Origin of the sequence: Ruania alba (assembly GCF_900105765.1) — a bacterium.
In the GTDB taxonomy this organism is placed as follows: domain Bacteria; phylum Actinomycetota; class Actinomycetes; order Actinomycetales; family Beutenbergiaceae; genus Ruania; species Ruania alba.
Map to the genome: position 1 here is coordinate 44,311 of NZ_FNTX01000002.1, position 17,009 is coordinate 61,319.

At 69.8% G+C, this 17,009-nt stretch carries 18 protein-coding genes and 3 tRNA genes; 13 read left to right on the top strand and 8 right to left on the bottom strand.

The window, feature by feature from the left end:
* Nucleotides 1-160 precede the first annotated feature (160 nt).
* The 3 genes from BLU77_RS10660 (at nt 161) to BLU77_RS10670 (ending at nt 5,968) form a co-directional block, all read left to right on the top strand.
* Nucleotides 161-1,282 (top strand): GntR family transcriptional regulator, encoded by a 1,122-nt coding sequence (locus BLU77_RS10660; protein WP_089773163.1) that lies wholly within the window; start codon nt 161-163, stop codon nt 1,280-1,282.
* A gap of 75 nt (nt 1,283-1,357) precedes the next feature.
* Nucleotides 1,358-4,315 (top strand): polysaccharide lyase family 8 super-sandwich domain-containing protein, encoded by a 2,958-nt coding sequence (locus BLU77_RS10665; RefSeq protein WP_089773164.1) that lies wholly within the window; start codon nt 1,358-1,360, stop codon nt 4,313-4,315.
* Between the two features lie 138 nt (nt 4,316-4,453).
* Complete coding sequence (locus tag BLU77_RS10670) at nt 4,454-5,968, top strand: multicopper oxidase family protein (protein WP_089773165.1); 1,515 nt, start codon at nt 4,454-4,456, stop codon at nt 5,966-5,968.
* 10 nt (nt 5,969-5,978) lie between these two features.
* Here BLU77_RS10670 and BLU77_RS10675 read toward each other — a convergent pair whose 3' ends face one another.
* The 4 genes from BLU77_RS10675 to BLU77_RS10690 all read right to left on the bottom strand — a co-directional run bounded on the left by BLU77_RS10675 (nt 5,979) and on the right by BLU77_RS10690 (nt 8,422).
* Nucleotides 5,979-6,443, bottom strand: coding sequence for a SecDF P1 head subdomain-containing protein (locus BLU77_RS10675; RefSeq protein WP_089773166.1), 465 nt, complete (start codon nt 6,441-6,443; stop codon nt 5,979-5,981).
* A gap of 88 nt (nt 6,444-6,531) precedes the next feature.
* The gene (locus tag BLU77_RS10680) at nt 6,532-7,185 is read right to left on the bottom strand and encodes an SIMPL domain-containing protein (protein ID WP_089773167.1); all 654 of its coding nucleotides are present in this window, start codon (nt 7,183-7,185) and stop codon (nt 6,532-6,534) included.
* Between the two features lie 108 nt (nt 7,186-7,293).
* Nucleotides 7,294-8,079 (bottom strand): glucosamine-6-phosphate deaminase, encoded by a 786-nt coding sequence (gene nagB, locus BLU77_RS10685; protein WP_089773168.1) that lies wholly within the window; start codon nt 8,077-8,079, stop codon nt 7,294-7,296.
* Nucleotides 8,080-8,149: 70 nt separating this feature from the next.
* A complete protein-coding gene (locus BLU77_RS10690) occupies nt 8,150-8,422 on the bottom strand; it encodes a GlsB/YeaQ/YmgE family stress response membrane protein (protein WP_089773169.1) in 273 nt (90 codons plus the stop codon).
* A gap of 157 nt (nt 8,423-8,579) precedes the next feature.
* Between BLU77_RS10690 and BLU77_RS10695 the strand changes: the two genes are divergently transcribed.
* Both BLU77_RS10695 and BLU77_RS22925 read left to right on the top strand, forming a co-directional pair.
* Nucleotides 8,580-9,272: a HEAT repeat domain-containing protein gene (locus BLU77_RS10695; protein WP_089773170.1), complete on the top strand. Its 693-nt coding sequence runs from the start codon at nt 8,580-8,582 to the stop codon at nt 9,270-9,272.
* Nucleotides 9,273-9,276: 4 nt separating this feature from the next.
* Nucleotides 9,277-10,269 carry a HEAT repeat domain-containing protein gene (locus BLU77_RS22925; RefSeq protein ID WP_089773171.1) on the top strand — a complete coding sequence of 331 codons (993 nt, stop codon included), beginning with the start codon at nt 9,277-9,279 and terminating at the stop codon, nt 10,267-10,269.
* Between the two features lie 19 nt (nt 10,270-10,288).
* Here the strand turns inward: BLU77_RS22925 and BLU77_RS10705 are convergent, their stop codons facing one another.
* The 3 genes from BLU77_RS10705 to msrB are packed head-to-tail and all read right to left on the bottom strand — an operon-like array spanning nt 10,289 to nt 12,446.
* On the bottom strand, nt 10,289-11,188 hold the full coding sequence (locus BLU77_RS10705) for an EamA family transporter (protein WP_245708814.1): 900 nt from the start codon (nt 11,186-11,188) through the stop codon (nt 10,289-10,291).
* A 59-nt stretch (nt 11,189-11,247) separates the two neighbouring features.
* A complete protein-coding gene (locus tag BLU77_RS10710) occupies nt 11,248-12,033 on the bottom strand; it encodes an endonuclease/exonuclease/phosphatase family protein (RefSeq protein ID WP_175477049.1) in 786 nt (261 codons plus the stop codon).
* On the bottom strand, nt 12,030-12,446 hold the full coding sequence (msrB, locus tag BLU77_RS10715) for a peptide-methionine (R)-S-oxide reductase MsrB (RefSeq protein ID WP_089773173.1): 417 nt from the start codon (nt 12,444-12,446) through the stop codon (nt 12,030-12,032). Before msrB ends, BLU77_RS10710 begins: the two co-directional genes overlap by 4 nt.
* 153 nt (nt 12,447-12,599) lie before the next feature.
* On the opposite strand from msrB, the gene surE reads away from it, so the two are divergent.
* Nucleotides 12,600-13,370 (top strand): 5'/3'-nucleotidase SurE, encoded by a 771-nt coding sequence (gene surE, locus BLU77_RS10720; protein WP_089773174.1) that lies wholly within the window; start codon nt 12,600-12,602, stop codon nt 13,368-13,370.
* Nucleotides 13,371-13,373: 3 nt separating this feature from the next.
* Complete coding sequence (gene galE / locus BLU77_RS10725; RefSeq protein ID WP_089773175.1) at nt 13,374-14,339, top strand: UDP-glucose 4-epimerase GalE; 966 nt, start codon at nt 13,374-13,376, stop codon at nt 14,337-14,339.
* Nucleotides 14,340-14,570: 231 nt separating this feature from the next.
* Here the strand turns inward: galE and BLU77_RS10730 are convergent, their stop codons facing one another.
* Nucleotides 14,571-14,921 (bottom strand): metallopeptidase family protein, encoded by a 351-nt coding sequence (locus tag BLU77_RS10730; RefSeq protein ID WP_089775633.1) that lies wholly within the window; start codon nt 14,919-14,921, stop codon nt 14,571-14,573.
* Nucleotides 14,922-15,247: 326 nt separating this feature from the next.
* Here BLU77_RS10730 and BLU77_RS10735 point away from each other — a divergent pair.
* The 6 genes from BLU77_RS10735 to BLU77_RS10760 all read left to right on the top strand — a co-directional run bounded on the left by BLU77_RS10735 (nt 15,248) and on the right by BLU77_RS10760 (nt 16,898).
* Nucleotides 15,248-15,320: transfer RNA gene (locus tag BLU77_RS10735), tRNA-Glu, on the top strand.
* Nucleotides 15,321-15,349: 29 nt separating this feature from the next.
* Nucleotides 15,350-15,423, top strand: a tRNA-Asp gene (locus BLU77_RS10740).
* 44 nt (nt 15,424-15,467) lie between these two features.
* Nucleotides 15,468-15,540 (top strand) — tRNA-Phe (locus BLU77_RS10745).
* A gap of 307 nt (nt 15,541-15,847) precedes the next feature.
* A complete protein-coding gene (locus BLU77_RS10750; RefSeq protein ID WP_089775635.1) occupies nt 15,848-16,255 on the top strand; it encodes a phage holin family protein in 408 nt (135 codons plus the stop codon).
* The gene (locus tag BLU77_RS10755) at nt 16,252-16,533 is read left to right on the top strand and encodes a DUF3618 domain-containing protein (protein WP_089773176.1); all 282 of its coding nucleotides are present in this window, start codon (nt 16,252-16,254) and stop codon (nt 16,531-16,533) included. Before BLU77_RS10750 ends, BLU77_RS10755 begins: the two co-directional genes overlap by 4 nt.
* A 173-nt stretch (nt 16,534-16,706) precedes the next feature.
* Nucleotides 16,707-16,898, top strand: a complete 192-nt coding sequence (locus BLU77_RS10760) for a DUF3073 domain-containing protein (RefSeq protein WP_089773177.1) — start codon at nt 16,707-16,709, stop codon at nt 16,896-16,898.
* The last annotated feature ends 111 nt before the right edge of the window (nt 16,899-17,009 follow it).

Here is a 17,009-nt window from a genome sequence, read left to right on the forward strand (position 1 = left end):
GATCCTAGTTCACGGGACGCTTCGCCGGGGCCACGTCGCGGCGGCTTCCAGGGCGCGAGACGAGCCGCGCCACAGCCAATTCTCTTCGATTACCTCTTGATTACTCTGCACACCGGAGCGCACGCTCGCTCTGCAACGAAGCACGGGGAGAGGATGTGCGGTGGCAGATTCCGCGGTCGGTGGCGAACGACCCGACGTGCGAGACACTGCCGTCAGCGCCCTGAAGTTCCAGGCGCTGGCTGGTGACCTCCGGCGCGGGATCCTGGCGGGCGAGTGGGCAGGCCATGGCAAGTTGCCGACTGAGAGCCGCCTCGCTGCCGAGACCGGCTTGTCCCTGACCACCGTGCGCCGCGCCTACGACGAGCTGGTGACCGAGGGGCTCGTCGTTCGTCGTCGGGGCGCCGGCACCTTCGTCATCGACAGGACTGCCGCTGTGCAGCGCGGCGACCTCCGAATCGGCGTGCTCGTCCCGGACGCGCAGCTCTACTACCCGCGGGTGCTGCAAGGGATCGACGACGCATTGTCGGCCGCCGGGGCGGGAATGCAGCTGGCGACGTACCACTACGACCTGGACGAGGAGCAGGCCGATCTCCTGCGGCTCCTCGACTCCGGCGTGCACGGGCTACTCCTCGCCCCCGACCTGCTGACGGTCGACGACCCTGCTGCCCGCGCGGCGGAGCTCACGGCACTACCGGTCCCGGTGGTGCTGATGGAACGCCGACTGGCCGGGACCGGTCCGGCGGACACGAGCGAGCACGTCACCTCCGACCATCAGGGCGGGGCCTTCGACGCCGTCGTTCACCTGCACCGACTCGGCCACCACCGGATCGCCTTGCTCACCCGGAGCCACGGCCCCACCCAGGACGGCGTGCGTTCCGGGTATGAGGCGGCCGTCCGTGCGCTCGGCCTTCCCGATCTACAACGGTGCGAGCCGCCGGTATGGAACCGCGAGCTCGCGGCCGAGTGCATCGACACGCTGACCGACGCCGAGGCCACAGCCGCCCTGATCTTCAGCGACCGTGAGGCCACTCTCGTCCTCGGCGCGGCACGTCGCCGGGGGCTGCGGGTGCCCGAGGACCTCGCCCTGGTCTCCTACGACGACGAGCTCGCCGACGTGGCAGACGTACCGCTGACCGCGGTGGCGCCACCGAAGTATCGGGTCGGCAGGATGGCGGCGGAGGTCCTGCTGCGCCGGCTCATCGACGGTGACGCCGGACCCATCCACCAGATCCAGCTGCGGCCGCGCGTGGTGGTGCGCCAGTCCTGCGGAGCCCGCACCTGACCCGACCCACTGGTCGCACAGACCGGACGACATGAACAGCCAACCGACCCCCCACCAGTTCAGAAGGAGCCAGTCATGACCCGAGGACGCGCCATCGACCGCCCTACCCACACCCTGAGCCGCCGAGCTGTGCTCGCCGGATTCGGCGGTGCCGCCCTGCTCTCCGGCACGCTCCCGGGCCTGGGAGGCTTCTCCGCCGCGGGAGCCTATGCGGATACCGAGGACACCTATGCGGCCGCGCTGCAGGTGTGGCGTGATCTCCTGACCGGCGGTGAGGACCTCGACCCCGGCGATCCTCGGCTGGCCGGAGCCATCGACGTCCTCGACGCGGAGGTCGCCGACGCACTCGCGCTCCTCATCCGCTCTCCTAGCCGGACCCAGGTGTTCACCGACCTCCCGCTCGATCAGCCTCCGATGATGACCGCCACCTACCGGCGGCTGGCGTCGATGGCCGCTGCCTTCATCACACCAGGGAGCGAGTACCAGGAGGATCCGGCCGTGCTGGCGGACGTGCTCGCGGGCCTGCGAACCACGCACGACGTCGCCTATCACCCGGACCGGGATGAGCCCGGCAACTGGTGGGAGTGGGAGATCGGCTCAGCCCGCGCCTCGATGGACGCGTGCATCCTGATCGCCGACCACCTCAGCGATGCCGAGATCGGCGACTACACCGCCACCATCGACTTCTTCGTGGCGGACCCGTTCTTCCAGTTCCTCGGCTCCCGGCGGACGGTCTCCACCGGCGCCAACCGGATCGACCTGTGCCGATCGGTGGCACTGCGAGGCCTCCTCGGGCGCGTCGAGGAGAAGGTCCTGCGCGCCCGTGACGGCGTCTCCGAGGTCTTCGAGTACGTCGAGACCGGCGACGGCTTCTACCGGGACGGCTCGTTCGTGCAGCACGGGAACGTCGCCTACACGGGCACCTACGGTGAGGTGCTGCTCGATGGGTCCTCCCGTCTGATCACCCTGCTCTCCGGAACTCCCGGGGCGATCGTCGACCCGGACCGGCAGATCCTGTTCGACGCCGTCGACATCACCTTCGCCCCCGTCATGTTCAACGGACTGATGATGGACTTCGTCAGTGGCCGTGCGATCTCGCGGGAGCGGGCGTCGGACAACTACCACGGCCGGCTCATCATCGACCACATCCTGCGCCTCGCCGATGGGCTCGCGGTCGAGCACCCGGAGATGGCCGCGCGTTGGAGGGCACGCTGCAAGGGCTTGCTGGAGCGGTCCACCTTCCAGGATGTGTTCCTCGATGCCCGTGCTCCACGCGCGGCCGCCTACGCCGCCCTGCTCGACGACGACACTGTCGAGGCCCTCCCTGAGCCGCGGGACTTCGCGCTGTTCCCCGGCATGGCTCGCGCGGTCGGACGCGGCGACGGCTGGGCGTACGCGATCTCGATGTCGAGCAAGCGGATCGCCTACTACGAGGCCGGTAACGGGGAGAACGAGCGAGGGTTCCACACCGGCGAGGGCATGACCTACCTCTACAACGACGACCACGGGCAGTTCACCGACGAGTTCTGGCCCACCGTCGACCTGTACCGGCTACCCGGTACCACGGTGGACAGCAGGCCGCTCCCCGATGCGGTCGGCGGCGAGTGGGGAGCCGCTCAGCCACCGAGCGCCGCCTGGGTGGGCGGTGCATCGCTGGGGGCGCACGGCGCCGTGGGGCAGCACCTGCAGGGCATCGCCTCCACGTTGGAGGCCCGCAAGTCCTGGTTCCACCTCGGGGACGTCGTCGTCGCCCTCGGTGCCGGGATCACCGGGGGTGGGGACGCGCACCCGGTGGAGACGGTCATCGAGAACCGGAACCTGCACGCCGACGGCGCGAACACCCTGATCCTTGACGGCACCGGCCAGCCGACGCAGCAGGGCTGGTCCACCGAAGGGCGGGTGCGCTGGGCGCACCTGGAGGGAGTCGGCGGCTATGTCTTCCCACGTGGGTCTCAGGTGCATGCTCTCCGTGAGGAACGGACCGGAAGTTGGCAGGACATTCATGTCAACGGCTCCACCGATCCGATCTCCCGCCGGTACCTGACGATGTGGTTCGACCACGGCGTGCAGCCCGACGACGACAGTTACGCGTACCTGCTGCTACCTGGTGGTTCACCGGCTCAGACCCGCGAGCTCGCCGAGTCCGATCGCGCCGACGTGCAGATCCTGGAGAACTCGGGCGAGGTCCAGGCGGTGCGCCGGCGCAGCCTCGGTCTCACCGCGGTCAACTTCTGGGACGCCGCGCCCGACACGTCGAACCGGGCGGTCGCCAGCGCCGATGCGCACGTCAACGACGGGCAGCATGCGGACACGAACTACGGCGCACGGACGCTCATGCTCGTCAAGCACGTGGCACGAGCGGACTCGGGCTACTCCCGGCAGAGCTATCTGAAGTTCGATCTCTCCGGCATCACCGTCCCCGCCGGGGAGGTGGGGGCCGCCACCCTGTATCTGCGTGCCCGGGTCAACGACGCGGGCGGTTCAACGGCCGACGTGATCGTGCACTCCGTGGACGAGGCCTGGGACGAGGCCGCACTGACCTGGAACACCAAGCCCGCCCTGGGGGCGGAGGTCACCACGGTCTCGATCGACAGCGACTGGGAGTGGCGCGCGATCGATCTGACCGCGCATGCGGTCGGAGTCCTGCGTGACGGCGGCTCGCTGTCACTGGCCCTGGCCGAGCCGGACGGCCCGACGAACGGCCTGTCGATCGAGATCTTCAGCCGAGAGTCGGCCGATGCTCCCTATCTCGCGTTCGAACCTGTCCTGGAGCCCCGGTCGGTCGCCAGGATCACCAGCGCCCACCCCTGCTCAGTGGTGCTCGACGAGTCCGAGCCCGGGACCCTGGCGGTGGCGGTGTCCGACCCCACCCAGGAGCAGGACGCCGTGGAGGTGCTGATCGCGGGCCCGAGCTACGGCTCGTGGGACGCCGATTCCACGATCGAGGTAAGCCGGCACGATGAGGGGACCCAGCTAACTGTCCGCACGGCAGGATCCCTGGGAGCCACGCACCGGGTGACGTTCCGCAGCTGAGGTGCATGGGCCTGGTCCGCGCCGAGGTGTCGATGCGCTCCGCCACAGGCTCCCCCTGAGACGACAGCCGTGAGATCAGGGGGCAGATCGGGGTGGTACCCGATGTGTCAGCAGGGATGAAGCCGGTTGCCTGGTGCCATGCACAGGATCCTCCCCGCGCGAATCGATCGTCGCATCTTCCTTCAACTCGGCACACTCGGTGTCGCCGGCGCCGTCACACTGACCGGCTGTGACGGCTTCGGCTCGCGTGGCACGAGAGACACCGTCGGCGACGTGGACTTCCGCAACCAGCTGCCGATCCCACCACTCGCCGAAGGAACCCACCGAGACGGCGTCACCGTCTTCGACCTGACCGCCCAGGCGGGCAGGTCCGCCATCGTCCCGGAAGGGATGTCGGACACGTGGGGACTGAACGGAACATTCCTCGGGCCCACGCTGCGTGCCCGACAGGACGAGTCCGTGCAGGTCAACGTCACCAATCAACTCGACGAGGCCACCACGTTGCACTGGCACGGGATGCACCTTCCCGCTTCCGCCGACGGCGGCCCGCACCAGATGATCGCCCCCGGTGACACATGGTCACCGGCCTGGACCATCAACCAGCCCGCCGCCACGCTCTGGTACCACCCGCACCCCCACGGGGAGACCGAGCGCCACGTCTACCGCGGTCTGGGCGGCCTGTTCATCATCGACGACGAGCAGGAGTCCCTCCTCGGCCTGCCGCGCGACTACGGCGTCGATGACATCCCCGTCATCGTCCAGGACAAGAGCTTCGACGACCGCGGCCGGCTCGTGGAGACCTCCCGACGTGACAACGGCATGCTCGGCGAGACGATCCTGGTCAACGGGAGCCCCGGGCCCGTTCTCGAAATCACCAGCGAGCGGACCCGATTGCGACTACTGAACGCCTCCACCGCGAGGAGCTACTCCTTCGGGTTCTCCGACGATCGTGAGTTCGCCATGATCGCCAGCGACGGCGGACTCCTCCGTGAGCCGACCTGGCTGACCCGCATCCTGCTGACTCCCGGCGAACGTGCGGAGATCATCGTGGAGATGCGTCCCGGACAGCAGGTAACGCTGCGCTCCTTCCCCCACGATCTGGGCCTGTCGAATGGCCGTAGTCGCAGCACCGGCGCGACCGACACGCTCGATATCCTCCTGCTGCGCGCAAACGAGGACCTCGACAGATCCGCCGATCTGCCTGCGCGCCTCGCCACCATCGACAGGTTGGACCCGTCATCGGCGGTTGAGACGCGTGAGTTCGAGCTGCGTAGTCACCGGATCAACGGGCAGTCGATGGAGATGGACCGCATCGACGACGTCGTCACCGTCGACACCACCGAGATCTGGGAGGTCTGGAACGGCCACCGTCAGCCCCACAACTTCCACGTCCACGACGTGCAGTTCCAGGTCCTGGAGATCGATGGACAGCCGCCCTCACCCGAACTAGCCGGGTGGAAGGACACGATCTACCTGCCCCCAGACCTCCGCTACACACTGATCATGCGGTTCACCGAGTATGCAGATCCCGCGGTGCCGTACATGTACCACTGCCACCTGCTCTGGCACGAGGACCAGGGGATGATGGGCCAGTTCGTCGTCGTCGAACCCGGGCAGGACCCGGATCGGATAGGAACCGATCACGACCACTGACTTGGGCTGGTCAGTTGGCGCGCTCGACGAACGCGCGCGCCTCGCTCTCGTTCCAGCCACTGATGGTCACCGCGCCGCCGGTGATGCTCTCCGCCACGACCGGAGCCGAGACGACGGCGCCGTCCACGAGCAGGGCGATCCGCCCCTGCCCGGACGCCGACGCTGCCTCGGTCAGTGCCGCGAACTCCTCGGCCTCATCGGGCAGGAACTCGATCTGCACGACCGTCTCACCGGTGGTCTCACCGTCGCCGTCGACCGACTCCCCCAGCTCGAGCCGCTGGAGTGCCTGGACGTCGACCTGCTCGGTCAGCGCGAGACACTCTGTCCCGTCGGGCCCGCGGTGGTATCCGTCGTCGCAGTCCGGTCCGTCCCTCACCTCGTCCACGAGGGCGAAGACGAACGGGGCGGCAAGCGTCACCGCGTCCGAGCCCGGATCGCTGGTCCCGCATCCGCCGAGCACCACGGCCCCGGCCATGACGGCGACCGCCGCAGTCGATCGAACCCCTGACCTACCCCCAGATCCCATACCGCCACCGTACGCATCCCGCGCCGGCACACAAGGGTCAGTCGGTGACGAAGTCCGCGCTCACCTCGGCGCGGGTGTCCACATCGCCGGCCTTGAGATCCGCCGACGCGCCGGCCGAGGCCGGTGCACCACGGGCAGCGAATGCCGCCGGCGGCGGCGAAGCCGGGCCCGCGTGCGGCCGCAGCCCTGGTTCGAACACCGCCACCAGCCGCGGTTCGCCCAGTCCGAGGGCCGTCGCGTAGTCCTGGGCCCGCACGACGGCGTCCCGCACCGCATCGATGCGCGTCGCCTTCTCCGTCTCTCGACGGGTGTGCTGGGTCAGCTCCCAGTCGATGCCGCTCACGGACACCCCGTCCAGCGCGCCGACCTGCGCCACCCACTCGGCCAATGCCTCGAAGTCCTGGAACCGCACCGTCACCGACGCTGAGCTGCGGAACTTCGTGATCCGCCTGTCGGAGTTCTTCACGTACTCCTTGAACGGCATCGCCTGCACCCGGTCCGCACCCCACCAGGTGGCTGCCCCGGACTCCTGATGACGCCGTGCCTGCTCGGTGACCCGCCGGTGCACCTCGATCGTCCGACTCAGCACTTTGCCACGGTCGGCGCCCTCGAAGACCACCTGCAGCCGTAGTTGCGCCCGCTCGGGCGGAACTGAACGAATGGCCGTCCCGTGCACACTGAACGTGGTCATCAATGCATGATGGCACGAGTTCTCGCCCGCGACCGTCCGGCCGACTGCCGTCGTGGGGTCACGCTCCGGGACACCCGCGCCGGCGCTTGCCCACCAGGTGGGTGCCGGTCACAGCCCCTGCCACGCGGGCTTGGTCTCGTAGGTCTCGCGGTAGTAGTCCGCCAGTTGCAGGCGCGCCGCCGCGGCCGGGTCCACGAGCACCGAGACGTGCGGGTGGTGCTGCAGCACCGACGCCGGCCACATCGCCGAGACCGGCCCCTCGACCATCTGGTGGATGGCCTCAGCCTTATGCCGCCCGGTGGACACGAGTACGAGATGCCGGGCTGCCCGGATGGTGGCCAGCCCCTGGGTGAGGGTGTGGGTGGGCACCTTCTCCACGTCATCGTCGAAGAACCGGGCGTTGTCGATCCGGGTCTGTCGGGTGAGGGTCTTGATGCGGGTGCGGGAGGCGAGCGAGGATCCGGGCTCGTTGAACGCGATATGCCCGTCAGTACCGATGCCCAGGATCTGCAGGTCCACCCCACCGGCGTCCACGATCGCCTGCTCATAGGCGGCACAGGCGGCCGGGATGTCCGCAGCGAGCCCGTCCGGGCCCTGCACCGCCCCCTCGGCGAAGTCCACCCGGCCCACCAGCTCGGTCTCGATCACGTTCCGGTACCGCTGCGGATGGTCAGCAGGCAGCCCGACGTACTCGTCCAGCAGGAAGGCGCGCGCCTGCGCGAAACTCACATCTCCGGCCTCGTGCCGCCGTACCAGCTCGTCATACACCGCGAGCGGTGACGATCCGGTGGCCAGGCCGAGAACGGCGTCGGGCTTGCGCTGCAGCAGCGCCACGATCGAGTCGGCGACGATCCGGGCGCTTTCGGGCGCCCCGGGCTGAATGATCAGTTCCATACGCCCAGTCTCACAGAAAGAGGCCCCTGTACGGACCGTGTCCGTGCAGGGGCCTCTCCGAGCGAGTGTGCTACTTGCTCCCGGTCTTCTTCTTCCCTGTGATCCCCATGAACACGCCCAGCAGGATGACGGCAGCGACGACCGAGATAATCAGCCGGATCCAGTCGATCCCGGAGGTGTCGTCCACCCCGAGCCAGCCGGCCACCAAGTACCCGATCAGCGCTCCTGCGATACCGACGAGGATCGTCCAGATCACGCCGATCTTCTGCTCACCCGGCTTGAAGAGCCGCGCGAGCACACCGATGATGGCGCCGAAAACGATGAGGCCGATGATTTCGCCCATGCGTGGCGTCTCCTTCCTGTCAACCGCCCGAGGCGGCGCGCAAGCGTTCCTCGCGCGACGCTCACAGTGCCACAGCAGCGACCGAGCCGCTCGTCGAGACACGTCCTTGACCTTGTCACTGTGACAATCTCTTGACTGACGGACAAGGAGGTGGCCCATGTCTACGCCACAGCACCGTCCGTCCCCTGAGCGAGTGCAGCAGGCGCTCGCTGCCGCCAACGCCTCGACCCGGCTGCGTGCCGCGATGGCGGCCGGCACCTACCCGCACACCCAGCTCCTCGATCCTCTGCTGGACCGCGCAGCGATCGAGCCGGACTTCTTCGTCCGGGACATGCTCACCTGGGCGTTGACCCGGCACCCGGCCACTCGCACCGTGCCACGGCTGCTCGCCGAGCTGGACTCCGATCGTGGACAGGCCCGGAGTCAGGCCTTGCACACCCTGTCCAAGATCGGCGCGGGCCAGGCGTGGCAGGCGGTGCGCGGCCGACTCCAGGACCCGGACCCCGAGGTCGCCCGCAGCGCCTGGCGTGCCGCCGTGGTGCTCGCCCCGATCGAGGAGCGAGCCGAGGTGATCCGCTCCCTGGGCGCACTTCTCGGCCACGGTGACCGGGAGGTCCGGCTCAGCCTCAGCCGGGCACTCATCACGCTCGCGAGCAGCACCGAGAGCGCTGGCCGCGCCCTGCACGCCACCCTCGAGGCGGCCGCCATCAGCCCGGACCCTGCCGTGCGCGAGCATGCGAGCGCCACCGAGAGCCTGTGGCACGACCCGGACGCCGGGTTCGAGGTCTCCGTTGCGCAGGCGCAGAAGGTCCGGGCACGGGCTGTCGACCCGCAGGGCCAGGCAGGATAGGTCCATGCTGATCGGTGAGGTGGCCCGTCGCTCGGGGGTGAGCGCCCGGATGCTCCGGCACTACGACCGCCTCGGCCTGGTCCGCCCCACGGGGCGCACCAGCAGCGGGTATCGGGAATACTCGGCGAAGGACTTCCGGCGCCTCTTCCAGGTCGAGGGCCTGCGCACCTTGGGATTGTCCCTGCGTCAGGTCGCCCAGGCGCTCGAGGACCCGGGCGTCACGCCCGCCCACCTCGTCGGTGACTTGGTGCAGCAGTCCGAGGAGCGCCTGGCCCGGGAGCAGGAGCTGCTCGATCGCCTGCGCACGGTCGAGCAGCTCCGATCCACCGGGTGGGAGGACGCGCTGCAGGTGGTCGCGCTGTTGAAGGATCTGCGCTCGACCAGCTCCATCCGCCGGCAGCAGGTGGCGCTGGATCCGACGAGGCCCGCGCCTACCGATGCGCTCACGGCAGCGCTGCTCACCGAAGCGGACCAGAATGCCGCGGGAGCGCTGCGATGGGCGCTGGTCCGGGCCGGCGGTGAGGCCGTCGACCACCTCGCCCCCGCCCTCACCGCCGCAGACGTCATGGTGCGACGCCGCGCCGTCCGGGCTGTGGCCGCCATCCACCGTGAGCAGGCGACCCCAGCCTCGCTCGCCGCACTTCGGACGGCCCTCACCGACGGCGACCCCTCTGTCCGCCGGCACGCCGCCCTGGCCCTGGGGGCCGCCGCCGAGGCAGCCGCCGTTCCCACGCTCGTGGCCATGGTCATCGAGGGCAGCAATGACGTCGAGGCCGCCGAGACTTTGGGGGCCTTGGCCACTGATCCGGCAGCAGCCGGGACCATCGTCTCCGCCCTCAGTACGGCCGCCGACACACCGGACCCGGCCGTCCGTCGTCGGATCGCTCAGGCCCTCGCCGAGTTCCCCGGTGAGCTCACCGCCCCACTGTTGCAGTACCTGGCCACCGACGAGGATCGGTCGGTCTCCCTCACCGCGGCCGCGCTGCGCGACCGGTGATCGTCCAGCAGCCTGGCCGCTACTCCCCGGCCGCCCGCTGCAGCCCTGGCCGCTTCCGCGGGGCGGAGATCCAGACGGCGGCACTCACCGCGAGCGTGCCTGCCACCTCACCCCAGGTGGGGATCTGGCGCAGCGCGATCACACCGATCACGGCCGCCGAGACCGGCAGCAGGGCGTTCAGCAAAGCGAACGTGGCTGTGCCCAACCGCTTCAGGGTGATCTGGTCGAGGGTGTACGGCAGCGCCGTGGAGAGCAGCCCGACCAGCACGACAACCAGCCCGATCGGCCAGGTCAGCTCCGTCACCGCGTCGGCCGCCAGCAACGGCGCATACAGGAGCGAGGCCATCGTCAGGCCCATCGCGAGCGAGGCCACCCCGCTGCGCCGTTGCACGATCCGGCCACCGATCACCATGTATCCCGCCCAGAGCACCCCTGCTCCCAGGGCAGCGGCCAGACCGAGGGCGAGCTCCGCCGTCGCCCCCTGCACGGACCAGTCCAGCCCGACCAGGGAGATCGCGAGCACGCCGGCGGCGGCGAGCGCCACGGCGATGCGGTGCCGCGCGGTTCGTCCGCCGATGGCGGCCACCGCTACTGGCCCGGCGAACTCGATCGCCACTGCGGCCCCCAGCGGCAGGTGGTCGATCGCCACGTAGAACAGGATGTTCATGCCGAGCAGGACCACCCCGAACAGCCCTGTCTGCGCCAGCTGGCGCCTGGTCCATCGCAGCCGCCACGGCCGCACCAGCACCAGCAGCACCAAGGCCCCGACGGCGCCGCGCGCCCAGGCCACCGAGGTCGCCGGGATCACGGTGTACAGCCCCACCGCGAGCGCCGCACCGATGTACTGGCTGATCCCGGCGGTCAGGAAGAGCATCGGTGCGGGGACACGGTCGAGCCTGCCCCCGCGTGCCGTGCTCACGCGCACCTGCCTGCCGTCATGGCTCCATGGTCACAGGTTTTCTCCGCTGCCTGCGCCGCTCACATCTGGACCCGGACCTGCAGGCCCCGGTGGTCCGAGATCGGCAGACGCGGCGCGGACACCTCACTCAGGGCTTCCCCACGGACGAGCACGTGGTCGAGCTGGCGGCGCGGATCGGCTGCTGGGAAGGTGCGGGCCCGGGGCAGCTGATAGCCGGGGGCGAGCACGGAGACCCACCCGGGGTCGAGGTTGAGGTCGCCGCAGACCAGCAGCCGACCCTGGGTCGCGCGGCCGAGGCGCTCGGCGGCGCGCAGCACCCGCGGGAGCTGGACGGCGGCCATCGGGCCCGCGAGCGAGAGGTGCGTGGAGCACACTGCCACCGGGCCTGCTGGGGCCTGCACGATCGCCGCCAGCACCCCGCGCGGCTCGTCCTCCCACCATGCGGGGCGACCCCTGCGCAGCGCCGGCAGTGGCATCGGGACGCGAGGCAGCCGGGTGGTGAACCAGGCCAGCACCGGGTACCGGGAGGCGATGGCCAGGCCGTAGGCGGGGCCGGGGTGGTTGCCGGCTCGCGCGGGAACCTGGTCCCGACGATGCCCTCGGCGCACGTCACCGGCGAGGGTGGCCGCATACCGCAGGTGGGGCAGCCCGAGCCCGTCGGCCACCAGCTGCGCCTGGTCCAGCCCACCGCTACGTGGCTGGCCGCGATCGACCTCCTGCAGGGCGACCACGTCCGCGCTCACCCCCGCCATGGCGTGGGTGAGCGCATCTGCATCGGTGGGACGGCCGGTCTCGGCGGTCAGGCCTCGCTGCAGGTTCAGGGTGAGGACCTGCAGGTGGCTCACGCTCCGCCGTCGGGCTCTGCGCCCTCCTCGAAGCTGAGCGAGACGGAGTTCATGCAGTACCGGTCCCCGGTGGGGGTCTGCGGGGCGTCCGGGAAGACGTGCCCGAGGTGCGAGCCGCACCGCGCGCAACGCACCTCGGTGCGAAGCATGCCGAGGCTGTGGTCGTCGATCGTCTCCACGGCGTCGGAGTCCTGCGGGGCGTAGAAGCTGGGCCAGCCGCAGTGGGAGTCGAACTTCGTGGTGGAGCGGAACAGCTCGTTCCCGCACGCGCGGCACCGGTAGATCCCCTCGCGGTTCTCGTTCAGCAGCGCCCCGGTGCCGGCCCGCTCGGTCCCGGCCTCGCGCAGCACGGCGTACTCGGTCGGGTCCAGCTCGGACCGCCACTGCTCCTCGGACTTGCTCACCTCGTACATCTCGCCATCATCCCACCCCGCCGGAGAAGTCCGACGTCGATCTGGCGGCCCGATCGACGTCGGTTCTCCCCGGGTACGACGCTGCCGTCCGCCCGGACCAGGCAGAATGGTGCTGCCCAGCTCGGCAAACCCCCTCTTGGAGTGCTCTCCCCTATGCGCGTGCTCATCACCAACGACGACGGCATCACCTCCCCCGGACTGGCGATCCTTGCGCACGTGGCCGCGGACGCCGGGCACGAGGTCCTCGTGGCCCCGCCGAACCGGGAGTACTCCGGGTACAGCGCCGGGCTGAACGGCGAGCAGGGCGACGACGGCAACCTGCTCCGGACCGAGGGCCGTCCACCGGGGCTGCGCGCGGACATCGAGGCATTCGGGGTGCACGCCAGCCCGGCGCTGATCGCCTACGCCGCAGGGATGGGCGGCCTCGGGCCGCGGCCGGACCTGGTGCTCTCCGGCATCAACCTCGGTCCGAACGTGGGGCCGGCGATCCTGCACTCGGGCACCGTGGGGGCGGCACTCTCGGCCGCCGCGCAGGGGATCCCCGCCGTCGCCTTCTCCAGCACCGGCCGCGAGATCGAGCACCCGGAGACCGCCACCGCGGTGGTCACCGAGGCGTTCCGGTGGGTCACCAGCCACCCGCAGGACGGGCGCGTGCTCAACATCAACATGCCGGACATCCCGATGGCACAGCTGCGCGGGCTGCGCACCGCCGTCCCGGCCCGGTTCACCCTCGAGGACGGTGAGCGGGACCGGCAGGTCCAGCGCCTGCTTTTCCAGCCCTTCTCCGCCGACGCCGTCACGTTCGAGCCGGAGACCGACGCCGGTCTGCTCACCCGCGGGTGGGCGACGGCCACCCTGCTTCGGTCGCACACGCACGACGAGTCGGCCGCGACGATGCCCGGATTCCAGACTCAGGAGGCCTAAGCGATGACATGGTTGGTGACCGGCGGAGCCGGCTACATCGGAGCGCACGTGGTGCGCGCGTTCACCACAGCGGGGATCGACGTCGTGGTGGTGGACGACCTGTCCAGCGGACTGGGCGGGTTCGTGCCCCAGGGGGTGCCCTTCGAGCAGGCGTCCATCCTGGACACCGAGCGCCTCACCGGGATCATGCGCACGCACTCGGTCCAGGGTGTGGTCCACGTGGCCGGGTTCAAGTACGCCGGGGTGAGCGTGCAGCGGCCGCTGCACACCTACACCCAGAACGTCACCGGCACGGTCAGCGTGCTGGAGGCGATGGCCGCCGCCGGGGTCCCCGCGATCGTGTTCTCCTCCTCCGCCGCCACCTACGGCACCCCGGAGGTGGACCTGGTCACCGAGGACACCGCCACTCGCCCGGAGTCGCCCTACGGGGAGTCCAAGCTCATCGGTGAGTGGCTGCTGGCCGACCAGGCGCGCGCCACCGGGCTGCTGCACACGTCGTTGCGGTACTTCAACGTCGTCGGCTCCGGCTCACCCGACCTGCGCGACGTCTCCCCGCACAACCTGTTCCCGCTGGTGATGGACGCACTCGTCGAGGGCCGGACCCCGAAGATCATGGGCACCGACTACGACACCCCGGACGGCACCTGCGTGCGTGACTACATCCACGTCGCCGATCTCGCGGATGCGCACGTGAACGCCGCCAAGGCGCTCGCTCAGGGGCAGAACCTGCTGCCGGTGTACAACCTGGGCAGCGGCGACGGGGTCTCGGTGCGCCAGATCATGGACACCATCGCTGCCGTCACCGGGATCGACTTCGAGCCCGAGCTGGTCGACCGCCGGCCCGGCGACCCGGCCCGGATCGTCGCCTCCGGTGAGGCCGCGGCCCGCGACCTGGGCTGGCAGATGACGCACACCCTGGAGCAGATGGTCTCCAGCGCATGGGAAGCCCGCCAGGCCGCCGACGCCTGACGCTTGCCTGCACCGGTACCGGCACCCGGCACCCAGCACCCGGCACCCAGCACCCAGCACCCAGCACCCGGCACCCGGCACCCGGCACCCGGCACCCGGCACCCGGCACCCGGCACCCGGCACCCGGCACCCGGCACCCGGCACTATCTGACATACCTCCGGCAGACTGACCTACCGCCGTCGGTGGGTCACTCTGCCGAACCTCGTTCAGACGCGCGGCGAATGCGGACCTCAGCCCCAGCCGAGCGCGTGCAGGCGCGCGTCGTCGATGCCGAAGTGGTGCGCGATCTCGTGGATCACAGTCACCGCGACCTCTTCGGCGACCTCGTCGACCGACTCGCAGAACCGCAGCGTGGGGTTGCGGTAGATGGTGATCCGGTCCGGGAGCGATCCCGCTGCCCACCACTCCCCGCGCTCGGTGAGCGGGGTGCCCTCGTACAGGCCGAGCAGATCCGCGTCACCGGCGTCGGCGGGTGGGTCGTCCTCCACCAGCACCACCACGTTGTCGATGTGCCGGGCGAGCTCGGGCGGGATCAGGTCGAGCCCTTCACCGACGGCCGTCTCGAAGTCTTCCCGCGACATCTCGATCACCCGGGCAGTCTCTCACTGCGACCGACTCCGGGTCGCGCCGGCACCCGCCCACGAGGTGCCACTCGCCGTCGGTATCCGGGCCCGGTGCCGACGGCCGATGGCACCTACCCGCGAGGGCGCCCTCGGTAGGTGCCACTCGCCGTCGGGACGAGCGCCGAGCGGCGACAGGCGGTGGCACCTACTGGGTCAGGAGGTCGCCCCGACGGCGCCTGGCACCAGCGTGCTCCACGTCACGTTCAGGCGTTTTGCCGAGCGGGCCAAGTCTGTCGTATGCTTTCCGAGGTTCTGGGGCGTCGGACGGCGTCACGGGCAACCGGGCCCCCATCGTCTAGCGGCCTAGGACCCCGCCCTTTCACGGCGGTAGCACGGGTTCGAATCCCGTTGGGGGTACGACCACAATTTCATAGCAACACACGCGAGGCCCCGTAGCTCAGTTGGTCAGAGCGCCGCCCTGTCACGGCGGAGGCCGCCGGTTCAAGTCCGGTCGGGGTCGCGATCAATCGCCCGGTCACCACCATGACCGGGCGATTGTGTCAGGGCTCTGTAGCTCAGTTGGTAGAGCGTTCGACTGAAAATCGAAAGGTCACCGGATCGACGCCGGTCGGAGCCACCGAAGAACAGCAGATCAACCCAGCCCCGCCCGGAACTCCTGGAGCGGGGCTGAGTTGTTCCACCGATCGGGACCGGAGCCCACCTGGAGGCGGCCCCGCTGACCGGTTCACGTGCGCCTACCCAGTAGCGCAGCGCGATTCCAGGGCACCACTGGCGGGCACGGCTGAGCCTGCCCCCGCCATCGTGAAGATCACAGGTCCCAGGGGTCCGTAGACTGCGAGTTGCCGAACTCCGGCCGACACGGTTGGGTGAGGACCCGTACAGGCATCGACGTCACGAACCAAGGCAATCGAGAGGTGAGCACGGTGAGCCAGAGCACGAAGGACCCTGGGTCGGGGCAGGAGCCGTCGATCGGCGCCCTGGTCGGCCAGCTCACTGAGAGCCTCTCCCGGCTCCTGCGGGACGAGCTCCAGCTGCTTCAGGCGCAGATCGCGGAGAAGGGGAAGTCGGTCGGGATCGGTGGCGGGCTGCTCGCCGGCGCCGGCGTGTTCGCCCTGTTCGGGCTCGGTTGGCTGTTCACCGCAGCGATGCTCGCACTGGCCACTGTGCTGCCGTACTGGGCGGCCGCGCTGATCGTGGCCGGTGGGATCCTGCTCATCACGGCGATCCTCGCGCTGGTGGGCAAGACGCTGCTGAAGAAGGGCCCCACCCCGCAGCCCAAGGACAGCGTGATGAAGGACGTCGAGGCGATCAAGCAGGGAGTGGGCAAGTGAGCGGTGAGAGCGAGCAGACGCGGAAGCGCACGGTCGCAGAGATCGAGGCAGACCTCGCGGCCAGTCGTGAGCAGTTGACCAAGGCTGTCGACGAACTCTCGCGACGCGTGGACCCTCGCCGTCAGGTCGAGGACGTCAAGGAACGCGCACGTGACAGCGCGACATCCTTCGTCGACGGGCTCAAGTCCGGCGACCCCAAGGCGCTCGGCATCGCCGGCGCAGCAGCAGCGACCGTCCTCGCGATCGTCGGTCTGACCGTCGCACGCCGGAAGAAGTGATCTGTCTCACTCAACGAGACCCATCTCCTCGCAGGACGGCGCATTTCGTCCCGTTCGGTTCGCCCGCTGGCCGAATCACGGGGTACGGTTGAGACACGACAAATGACCATTCCCGGTGTCACTACGTCCTCGGACGGTGTGGTGCCGGCACCAACGGTGGAGGGGGTCACGCCATGGGGCGCGGCCGTCAGAAGGCAAAGCAGACGAAGGTTGCTCGGAAGCTGAAGTACTACAGCCCCGAGACGGACTACAACGCGCTCGAGCGCGAGCTGGCTTCGTCGACGCAGACCGACCTTGCGGATCGGTATGACATTCCGCCTGCGGAGGACGAGGACGACTGGCAGTCGCCACCGTCCCGTCACTGAACGTGCAAGCCGCGCGGTAGGCGCGCGTCTCGTTCCTTCAGTGTGCCGCAGGCCCCGTCGGGTGCCGACGATGCGTGATGGTCGCGGCCGGTCCTGATCGGGTCAGACTCT

What these genes read in the sequence shown, in the direction of transcription:
- BLU77_RS10675 (WP_089773166.1), bottom strand. Translation starts at nt 6,443, where the DNA reads ATGGCCGGGGCCGTGGTGCTCGGCGGATGCGGGACCAGCGATCCGGGC.
- BLU77_RS10680 (WP_089773167.1), bottom strand. Translation starts at nt 7,185, where the DNA reads ATGACCACGTTCAGTGTGCACGGGACGGCCATTCGTTCAGTTCCGCCC.
- nagB (WP_089773168.1), bottom strand. Translation starts at nt 8,079, where the DNA reads ATGGAACTGATCATTCAGCCCGGGGCGCCCGAAAGCGCCCGGATCGTC.
- BLU77_RS10695 (WP_089773170.1), top strand. Translation starts at nt 8,580, where the DNA reads ATGTCTACGCCACAGCACCGTCCGTCCCCTGAGCGAGTGCAGCAGGCG.
- msrB (WP_089773173.1), bottom strand. Translation starts at nt 12,446, where the DNA reads ATGTACGAGGTGAGCAAGTCCGAGGAGCAGTGGCGGTCCGAGCTGGAC.
- BLU77_RS10690 (WP_089773169.1), bottom strand. Translation starts at nt 8,422, where the DNA reads ATGGGCGAAATCATCGGCCTCATCGTTTTCGGCGCCATCATCGGTGTG.
- BLU77_RS10760 (WP_089773177.1), top strand. Translation starts at nt 16,707, where the DNA reads ATGGGGCGCGGCCGTCAGAAGGCAAAGCAGACGAAGGTTGCTCGGAAG.
- galE (WP_089773175.1), top strand. Translation starts at nt 13,374, where the DNA reads ATGACATGGTTGGTGACCGGCGGAGCCGGCTACATCGGAGCGCACGTG.
- BLU77_RS10665 (WP_089773164.1), top strand. Translation starts at nt 1,358, where the DNA reads ATGACCCGAGGACGCGCCATCGACCGCCCTACCCACACCCTGAGCCGC.
- surE (WP_089773174.1), top strand. Translation starts at nt 12,600, where the DNA reads ATGCGCGTGCTCATCACCAACGACGACGGCATCACCTCCCCCGGACTG.
- BLU77_RS10670 (WP_089773165.1), top strand. Translation starts at nt 4,454, where the DNA reads ATGCACAGGATCCTCCCCGCGCGAATCGATCGTCGCATCTTCCTTCAA.
- BLU77_RS10730 (WP_089775633.1), bottom strand. Translation starts at nt 14,921, where the DNA reads ATGTCGCGGGAAGACTTCGAGACGGCCGTCGGTGAAGGGCTCGACCTG.
- BLU77_RS22925 (WP_089773171.1), top strand. Translation starts at nt 9,277, where the DNA reads ATGCTGATCGGTGAGGTGGCCCGTCGCTCGGGGGTGAGCGCCCGGATG.